General features: G+C 69.4%; 9 protein-coding genes. 3 read left to right on the top strand and 6 right to left on the bottom strand.

The window, feature by feature from the left end; translation table 11 throughout:
- Positions 1-1,194: MFS transporter (locus ACWGID_RS36790; RefSeq protein ID WP_452203986.1), on the bottom strand; the 1,194-nt coding region annotated here is incomplete at its 3' end.
- Between the two features lie 82 nt (positions 1,195-1,276).
- Between ACWGID_RS36790 and ACWGID_RS36785 the strand changes: the two genes are divergently transcribed.
- The gene (locus ACWGID_RS36785; RefSeq protein WP_452203985.1) at positions 1,277-2,098 is read left to right on the top strand and encodes a phosphotransferase; all 822 of its coding nucleotides are present in this window, start codon (positions 1,277-1,279) and stop codon (positions 2,096-2,098) included.
- On the opposite strand, the gene ACWGID_RS36780 is transcribed toward ACWGID_RS36785, so the two are convergent.
- Complete coding sequence (locus tag ACWGID_RS36780) at positions 2,087-3,571, bottom strand: MFS transporter (RefSeq protein ID WP_452203984.1); 1,485 nt, start codon at positions 3,569-3,571, stop codon at positions 2,087-2,089. The two genes, ACWGID_RS36785 and ACWGID_RS36780, sit on opposite strands and share 12 nt — an antisense overlap.
- 128 nt (positions 3,572-3,699) lie before the next feature.
- On the opposite strand from ACWGID_RS36780, the gene ACWGID_RS36775 reads away from it, so the two are divergent.
- Positions 3,700-4,431 (top strand): TetR/AcrR family transcriptional regulator C-terminal domain-containing protein, encoded by a 732-nt coding sequence (locus ACWGID_RS36775; RefSeq protein ID WP_452203983.1) that lies wholly within the window; start codon positions 3,700-3,702, stop codon positions 4,429-4,431.
- Between the two features lie 72 nt (positions 4,432-4,503).
- Positions 4,504-4,935, top strand: coding sequence for a hypothetical protein (locus ACWGID_RS36770; protein ID WP_452203982.1), 432 nt, complete (start codon positions 4,504-4,506; stop codon positions 4,933-4,935).
- A 304-nt stretch (positions 4,936-5,239) separates the two neighbouring features.
- Here the strand turns inward: ACWGID_RS36770 and ACWGID_RS36765 are convergent, their stop codons facing one another.
- The 4 genes from ACWGID_RS36765 to ACWGID_RS36750 all read right to left on the bottom strand — a co-directional run bounded on the left by ACWGID_RS36765 (position 5,240) and on the right by ACWGID_RS36750 (position 9,101).
- The gene (locus ACWGID_RS36765) at positions 5,240-6,295 is read right to left on the bottom strand and encodes a Gfo/Idh/MocA family protein (protein WP_452203981.1); all 1,056 of its coding nucleotides are present in this window, start codon (positions 6,293-6,295) and stop codon (positions 5,240-5,242) included.
- Between the two features lies 1 nt (position 6,296).
- Positions 6,297-7,142, bottom strand: coding sequence for a sugar phosphate isomerase/epimerase family protein (locus ACWGID_RS36760; protein WP_452203980.1), 846 nt, complete (start codon positions 7,140-7,142; stop codon positions 6,297-6,299).
- Positions 7,139-8,305, bottom strand: coding sequence for an ROK family protein (locus ACWGID_RS36755; RefSeq protein ID WP_452203979.1), 1,167 nt, complete (start codon positions 8,303-8,305; stop codon positions 7,139-7,141). Before ACWGID_RS36755 ends, ACWGID_RS36760 begins: the two co-directional genes overlap by 4 nt.
- Positions 8,306-8,405: 100 nt before the next feature.
- Positions 8,406-9,101: a YidC/Oxa1 family membrane protein insertase gene (locus ACWGID_RS36750; protein ID WP_452203978.1), complete on the bottom strand. Its 696-nt coding sequence runs from the start codon at positions 9,099-9,101 to the stop codon at positions 8,406-8,408.
- Positions 9,102-9,103: the final 2 nt, after the last annotated feature.

Below are 9,103 nucleotides of genomic sequence, written 5' to 3'. Positions count from 1 at the left end.
CGCGCCCCGCGGCCCTTGTCTGTCGGGGGTGTGCGCCCCGGGTTGGTCGCCTGTGTTTGTGGGGCGGCGCCCGTCCGGGGGGGGGCCGGGCCCCGCCGCCCCCCCCCCCCCCCCCCACGACCAGATTCCCGTGGCCGCGATCGCCAGGCTCGCGTACGAGATCGCCAGGAACAGCAGGGCGACGTACACCGACTTGGCCGGCGCCGCGAACACGATCGCTGCGCCGCCGAGCAGACCGCCGACCATCACCGTCTTGCGGACCCGCGTCACGTCGGCGCCCGCCCGGATCCGGCGGTCGGCGACGATGCCCGCGATCCAGCCGCCCGCGATCGCGGTGATACCGGGCAGCGTGCCGAGGGTCCCGAGCTCGGCCAGGTCGAGCCCGCGGGCGTCCTTCAGGTACGACGGGAACCAGGTGAGGAAGAAGTAGATGACGAAGTTGAGACAGAAGAAGCCCAGCATCATCCCGCGGATCGTGCGGTACTTGAACAGGTCCCGCCAGCGCACCTGCGCGCCGGCCTCGGTGTCGTTGTCCTCGAGCCGGGCACCGTTCGACGCGATGTACTCGCGCTCCTCCGCGTTCGCGTGCCGATGCTCCATCGGGTCGCGGTAGTACCAGTACCAGACCGCCGCGAGCATGATCCCGAGGACACCGAGGACGACGAACGAGAAATGCCAGCTCACCAACGCGATCAGCCCGGTGACCACCGGCAGCGACAACACCGTCCCGACCCGCGAACCGGAGTCGATGACCGCGCTCGCGAAGGCCCGCTCGTGCGCCGGGAACCACCGCGACGCGGCCTTGGTCGCGCTCGGGTACGCCGGCGCCTCGCCCGCGCCGAGTGCGAACCGGAACGCGAACAGCGACCAGAACCCGCGCGCGAGCGGCGTCAGCGCGGTCACCAGACTCCACCAGACCGCGGCGAACGTGAACGCCTTCCGCGAGCCGACCTTGTCCGCGAACCAGCCGGCGGCCAGCATCGCCCCGTCGTACGCCCAGAAGAAGGCGCCGAGGATCAGGCCCTTCTCGGCGTTGCTCAGCTCGAGGTGCAGGTCGTCCTGGATGAACGGCAGCGCGACGCTGAGGTTCGCGCGGTCGAGGTAATTCAGTGAGAGTCCGACGAAGGCCAGCCCTAGGATCAGGTACCTCGTGCGGCTCGCTCCGGGTGGTGCTTTCACAGTCGTGGCGGTCACTGTGTGCCTCCGATCGGGTGCGGATCGTGGCACGTTACCCCTCTATGTGTTCTGTAGGCAGACAAACGTTTCATCCAACGGAATGAGGACTGTGGTGCTCGAGGACGGCGAAGAGATTCCGCTGCTCGGTGGCGATGTGACCGAGGGTCTGGTGCGCGTCGGCGACACGGTCCGGCGACCACCCGGCGAGCGCGCCGAGCTGGTCCGGGACGTTCTGCTCTACCTCGAGAAGGTGGGTTTCGAGGGAGCTCCGCGGTTTCTCGGCGTCGACTCGGCCGGCCGACACGGACTGACGTACGTCGAGGGCGAGGTCGCGGGACGCCCGCGGCCGCAGTGGATCGCTGATGAGGAGCGGATGGTCTCGGTCGCCCAACTGCTGCGCGCCTACGACGACGCGGTCGAGGGTTTCGGGATTCCGCAGAACCTGCCGGCGCCGATCGAGCCGCCCGGACTGCCGGACCTGGATGATCCGCCCGAGGTCGTCGGGCATCAGGACGTGACGCCGGAGAACGTGGTGTTCCGCGAGGGCCGCGCGTACGCGTTGATCGACTTCGACCTGGCCCGGCCGGTGAGTCGCGCCCGGGAGTTCGTGAACCTGATGTTGTGGTGGGCGCCACTCGGTGCCGACGACGACCTCGACCCGGAGTTTCGTGGGCTGGACCGGCCGCGCCGCTGCCGGATGCTCGCGGACGCCTACGGCCTCTCGACCGCCGACCGTGGTCGCGTGCTGAGCCTGTCCATCGCGCTGAACGAGCGCGCCTGGCACACGATGAAGTACCGCGCAGAGACCCTCGGCGGCGGCTGGGCGCGAATGTGGAGCGAGGGTGTCGGCGACAAGATCCGCGCCCGCCAGACCTGGCTGGACGCCAACGCCGACACCCTCACCACCGCACTACTCAGCTGACACAGCGACCGGTTCCCGGTCCGGAGTCTTCTTGTCCCGCAGGAGCGCGAGAGCGATCACCGCGGATCCGAGGACCGCGACCGCGCTCACCACGAACGTTCCCGACATCGCCTGAGCGAAGGCCGTCTGCGCGACCTGCGCCAGCGCGTTGTCACCGGACGCCGCGGCCACCACCAACGCCTCGCCGATCGACCGGCGCGCCTCGGCGGGCGCGGACTCGGGCATCGTCGCGGTGAAGTTGTTCGCCAGCGTCGACCCGAGGATCGCGATCCCGAGCGCCGCGCCGGCCTGCTGGACGGTGTCGTTCAGCGCCGCGCCGACCCCTGCGTGCTCGTGCGGCACGGCACTCATCAGCGCCGCCGTCGCCGCCGGCTGCGCCAGCCCGGCCCCGATGCCGAACACCCCCAGCGCCAGCGCGACCATCCCGAACCCGTCGTCCGCGGACAGTCTCGACATCACCCAGAAGCCGCCGGCGAGCACCACCAGGCCGACGACGGTCAGCGGCCGGTTCCCGATCTTCTGACCGAGCGTCGCGCCGATACCGTTCACCACGATCACCGCGACCGCCATCGGCGCCATCGCCAGACCGGCCTTCGTCGGCGAGAAACCGAGCACGAACTGCAGGTACTGCGTCAGCGCCAGGATCAGCCCGCCGTTCGCGATCTGGAGCAGCACGAGCGACAGACTCCCGCCACTGAAGTTCCGGTCCCGGAACAGCTGCAGCGGCACCATCGGCACCGGCGTACGCAACTCCCAGACCACGAACAACGACAGCCCGACCACTGCTAGCGCGAGCATCGGCCACGACACCCCGTGCTCCGGCAGCTCGATGATCACCCACACCAGCGCGACCAGCCCGACCATCGACAGCACCGCTCCGACCGGGTCCGGCTTGCGCCACGGGCCCTTCGACTCCGGCATCAGGATCACCGCGGCAGCGATCGCCAGTACGACGACCGGCACGTTGATCAGGAACACCGAGCCCCACCAGAACCTCGCGATCAGCGCCCCACCGAGGACCGGCCCGCCGATCAGCCCGACCATCAGCACCGAGCTCCAGATCGACATCGCCTTGCGGCGTTCCTCGTCGTCGAAGACCGTGATCACGATCGACAGCGTGCTCGGCATCACGATCGCGCCGCCGATCCCCATCAGCACCCGTCCCGCGATCAGCGTCTCCGGACTTCCGGCGTACGTCGCCACCAGGGACGCGGCACCGAAGATCGCCAGGCCGACGATCATCACCTTCTTGCGCCCGTACCGGTCGGACAGGCTGCCCGCGGTCAGCAGGAGGCCCGCGAACACCAGGATGTAGCTGGCGACGATCCACTGGATCTCCTGCGCGCTCGCCCCGAGATCCTCGGTCAGCACCGGGATCGCGACGTTCAGCACCCCGTTGTCGAGCACCAGCACCATCGTGCTCAGGCAGAGCACGATCAGAATCAGCCACCTGCGCGGATGCCGAGCGGCCATCCCGCACCTCCTTGAATTGAACACCGTTCAGTTTGCTTGAACAGTGTGCAATTAAAACTGAACGCTGGTCAAGTCCTGCACAGTGTTCAAGATTCGGCTAGGCTGACCACCGACGAGGAGGTACGACGATGGCGCCCGAGGAGTACACGTCCGTCTGGACCCGGCCGAAGCGCAGCCGGCGACGCGAGCAACCCGCGCTGACCCAGGAGCAGATCGTCACGGCGGCGATCACGCTGCTGGACACCGACGGACTCGAGGCACTCACGATGCGCAAGCTCGGTGCGGCCGTGGGCGCGGTCGCGACCGCGGTCTACTGGCACGTCGCCAACAAGGACGAACTCCTCGAACTCGTCGTCGACGAGGTGTACGGCGAGATCGACGTACCGACCGGTGTCGAGCCGGCGCAGTGGCGCGCGGCGGCCGAGTCGGCGGCGCGGAGCGTGCGCGCGATGATCGTCCGGCACCCGTGGGTCGCGCCGACGCTCGCGGACGTCGGGATGAACTACCTCGGACCGAACCTGATGCGGGTCTCCGACGACACGCTGGGCATCTACTTGGCGGCCGGATTCGAGCTGCCCGAGGCCGACCAGGCGTCGACCACGGTGCTCGGCTACGTGATCGGCGTCGCGTCGGTAGAGGCCGCGACGGTCAGCAAACTCAAGCGCAGCGGCAAGGACATGGCCGCGTGGCAGGCAGAGGTTTGGCCGGCCGCGGTCCGCGCCGCCGAGCCGTTCCCGCACCTCCGCGCGCTGTACGCCGCCAACAGCGGCGCCGACCTCGAAGCGGGCAGCGAGGACACCTTCAGCTACGGCCTCGCACGCACCCTCGACGGCCTCGAGGCCCGCCTCCGTCGTCCCTGAGCGCGTCCGGAACCGGTCTGCACCGCTCTCAACTTATGGTTGAGCCACGGGGGACGGCGAAGGGATTGACTGATGGCGTCGTTCGACAGACCGCGGATCCGCGAGGCCGAGGAGGTGCGAGCGGAGCCGGCACGCGTGGACGACCGTCCTCCCATCCACGAGCTGACGGACGAGGAGATCGACCGGTTGTACCCGCGGGAGGAGGATCCCGACGCCCTCCTGCACGCCGACGCCGACGACGACTACGACGGGCCGGTGGAGGACGACGACCCGCAACGGCCGACCCAGGTCGACATGACCGCGGCGATCGCCGAGTACCAACGCCAGCAGGCGGAGCTCAACCACCAGCGGGCGGAACAGCAGCGCCGTTCCGTCGAGCTCGACCGGCAGGCGGAGCAGCAAAAGCAAGCCCGCCGCGTGCAGGAGACCAACGAAGCCCTCCGCTCCGGCGGCGCAGCAGGGTGGGCGGGTCGAGATGACGCCGGAGCGGAGCGCTGCGGCTGAGCAACGGGTGACTCAGCAGCTGGCAGCCGCTCGAGCTACGCAACAACAGATGATGGCTCAAACCGCCGATCCGGCACTGCGGGACGGGTTGCGGGCGAGGCAGGTAGGACTCCCGCCGAACCAGCAGCCGGGTGCCGGGTGCCGGGCAGGGGCTTCAAATGCCCCCGCCGACCGGAGAATCGCCCGTGCGCCCCGGCATGCGGTACAGCGCGGTCAACAACCGCGGTGCGAACGGTCGCCCTAGCCCCCGCGAACTCTGAGGCAGTCGCCCGGAACTGTGAGAGCCCCGGGCGACCGCACGTGCTCAGCTGTCGATGCGGACCTCGGCGCCGGACTTGGCCGACTCGTAGATCGCGGTCAGCATCCGGGCCATCTGCAGGCCCTGTTCGGCCGTCGCGTCGGCGGGGATCTCGCCGCGGCAGATCTGCAGGAAGTGGTCGATCTGGTTCGCGAAGCCGACCTTGAAGTCGAAGCCGAGCGAGTCGATCTGCGGCTGCATGTGCAGCAGCGTGTCGTGCCGCTCGGTGACCATCAGCAGCTCGGGCTCGATCTCCGCGCCGCCCTTCTCGCCGTGGATCCGGACGCTGATCTCGTTCCGGGCGTGCAACGAGTACGACGTGTCCACGTCGAGAACCGCCCCGCCCTCGAACCGGATCTGCGCCGTCGCGTAGTCCTCGACCGTGTTCGGCCGCGCCGCCGACGCGGCCTTGTACCGGGTCAGGTTCTGGATGTTGTCGCGCGCACCCAGCGGCGCGAACGTCGCACCCGATGCGGACACCGGCTTCGGCATCCCCATCAGGTACCAGCACAGGTCGATGATGTGGACGCCGAGGTCGATCAGCGGACCGCCGCCGGACAGCTCCACGTCACCGAACCAGCCACCGGGGTTCCCGGCCGTCCGCAGCAGCGTCGCCCGGGCCGCGTAGATGTCACCGAACTCGCCGGCGTCCAGGAACCGCTTCGTCACGAGTGCGTTCGGCGCGTACCGCCGTACGTACCCGATCTGCAGCGCCTTCCCGGTCTCCTCGACCGCCTTCACCAGCGCCTCGGCCTCGGGCACCGTCACGGTCATCGGCTTCTCGACCAGGACGTTCTTGCCGGCCCGCAGCGCCGCCTCGGCGATCGGGGCGTGCAGGGTGTTCGGCACGCACACGCTCACCGCGTCGATGTCCGGGTCCGAGAAGATCTCCTCGACGTCACCGGTGACCCGCTCCACGCCGAACTGCTCGGCGCGCGCCTTCGCCCGCTCCAGGTCCACGTCGCACACGGCGACCAGCTCGGCCTGCGGGTTGCGCTGGTACGCGCCCAAGTGTTCGACAGCGATCGAGCCGAGCCCGATCACTGCAATCCGCGTCGTCATATCAGGCGTTGCCTTCCGTCAGTCGGAGGATGTTCGCGAGCGAGCGCTCGATGGCAGGCAGCGGCGCCTCCATACCCTCGAACTCCAGGCTCACCGGTACGTCGGGCTTGGTCGCGACCAGTGCGAGCAGGCCCGGCAGGTCCACGTCACCGTGACCCGACACCGTGCCGAGCAGGTAGTCGCCGGCCAGCGTCTTCAGCCAGCCGTCGCCGGCCGAGCGGCGGATGTGGAAGTCCTTCACACCGATCGACGCCGCGACGTCGATCAGGCCGGCCGCGGTCTTGCCCGGCACCTCGCCGACGCACAGACCGTTGCCGAGGTCGAGGGTGACCCGGAAGTTCGGGCGGTCGACCTCGTACACGAGGCGGGCCAGCCGGTCGCTGCCGTTCATGAAGAAGCCGTGGTTCTCGATCGTCGACACGATGCCGAGCCCGGCGGCGTGGTCGGCGACCGCGCGGCAGCCCTCGACGACCTTCGCGAACGTCGACTCGAACTCCCCCGGGTTCTCCTCACGCCACGCCCACGGCGCCACGTCGTGCCGGAAGACCCCGGCGCCGAACGCCTGCGCGATGTCGAGCTGCCGGCGCAGCCGGTCGATCTCCTTCTCGTCGGCCGACCGCAGGTCACCGCTGACCAGGTAGTTCACGATCGGTACGTCGATGTCGGCCGAGTGCTTCGCGGCAGCACTCACGACGTCCGGGTTCTCCAGGTAGTACTCCCCGTCCATCGCGGCGACCTCGATGTGCCCGGCCGACGAGGCCGCGACCCAGTCCAGAACCGAGATCAGGTCCATCTCGCCGCTCACCATCAGCTGGCGGAAGCAGTATGAGCTGACTCCTAGCTTCACTTCGTGGTCCTCTCAGTCTCGTCAGAGACGTCATGGGTGATCCGGTGCCACGGACTCGGATAGTCGTGGACGCCGTAGATTGCCGAGCTGTACCGGTCGAACGCGGTGCCGACCGCCCCGAGCACCACTGCCTCACGTCCCAACGCCGAAGCGACGATGGGTGGATGCTCGGGGAAAACCAGTTCCTTCTCGATCGCGGCCTCGAGCGGCCGCAGCAGCGCGGTGCTGTCCTGCACCGGCCCGCCGCGCACGACCACGATCTCGGGGTCGACGACCAGCAGCACGGTCGCGATCCTGGCCGCGATCTGCGCGCAGAAGTCCGCGAGCTCGGCCTGTGCACCGGCGTCGCCGGCCGCCGCGGCGCTCAGCACCTCGGCGCCGGTCGGCCGCGCGGACCAGACCAGCTGCCCGCGTTGCGCGTTCCGCGTCCAGCGCATCCCGCGCTGCGCCCCGAGCTCTCCAGCAAGGCGGTGACGCCCTTGCCGGATGACTCCGTTGAGCACGATCGACACCGATAGTCGATGACCGATCTGCAGGTAGACGACATCGGAGTACCCACGCCCGGCGCCGCCGCGCTGCTCGGCGAGCGCGGCGAGCTTGATGTCGTTGTCGACCACGACGGGCTGACCGAGCTCCTTCGCGATCAGCTCACCGACCGGCAGCCCGACCAGGTCGGGCATCGCGAGACTCGCGCGCAGCCGACCGTCGGCCTCGACGACCCCAGGAAGCCCCAGCCCGACCGCGCGCAGCCGCCCAAGGTCGACCGACTCCCCCGCAGCCTCCAGCGCCCGCGGAATGAGCGAGAGGTCGGACGGCCCCTCCGCCGGCAGCTCGGTGTACCCCAACCGTCGGCCGGACAGATCGCAGATCACCGCCCGCGCACCCCGCGGCCCGAGGTCGACCCCGGCGACGAGGCCTGAGTCGCGGACGAACCGGAACGCTCGCGCCGGCCGCCCCGGACCCGCCGTCGCCGGACTCGCGGACACGACCAGCCCGGCCCCGACCAGGTCGTCGAGAACGGCGTGCACGGTCGGTCGGGACAGCCCGGTCCCGGCGCTCAGCTCGCCGACCGTGCAGGCCTCACCGGCGTCGTCGAGGAAACGCAGACAGGCGACCTGGTTGGCAGCTCGCTCTGCCTGAGCGGGTCCTCGTACGGCGTCCATCGCACCCCTGAAGCTGATATGTAACCGCCTTTAATAAAGACGGTATCAGAACGCTTCGGCGGACCGCAACGGACAATTCCGACACCGTTGCCCGAAGCAACTAGCGCTGCAGGACGGTGCGTTCGACGACCGTCCAGGTGGTCGTCGTCAACAGGTACAGACCGGCGGCGAGCGGCACGAAGGCGGCCGTCAGCAGCGTCCCGTACGGCAGCAGCCGAGCGATCCGCCGCGACCACGTGGACACCGGCGACCCGGCCGTCGCCGACGCCTCGAGCTGGCGCACCTGCAGTCGCGCCGAGAACCATGCGACGACTGCCAGCAGTACGGCGACCACGAGGAACGCCGGCGTACCGGTGAAGACCGGCCAGTGCACGCCGAGCGGCGCACCGAGCAGGCTCCCGCTGATCAGCTGGTTCGACTCCCCCGCCACCACCGTGCGGGAGAACAGCGTGTACATCAGCCAGAAGAACGGCAACTGCGCGAGCATCGGCAGGAACCCGGCGAACAACGACGTACCGGACTCGGCCTGCAGCTTCGCGACCTCACGCTGCAGACGTTCGGGATTGCCGCGATGCTTCTCGGACAGCTGCTTCAGCTGCGGCATCATCGCGGCGCGGGCCTTGAGCCCACGCTGCGCCCGCACGCTCAGCGGGACGAGACACAGTCGTACGACGAGGGTGCACAGGACGATCGCGATGACGGCGGCGTACGCGCCGGTCAGCGGTTGAAGAGTGTCCACGAGGGACGTGAGCAAGTGATAGGCACCGGCGACCGGTGCCTCCAGGAAGGAAGGCACAG

This window comes from Kribbella sp. NPDC054772 (assembly GCF_053611945.1).
Note: the sequence above shows the minus strand (reverse complement) of the source record. Positions and strands in the feature narration are given on the sequence as shown.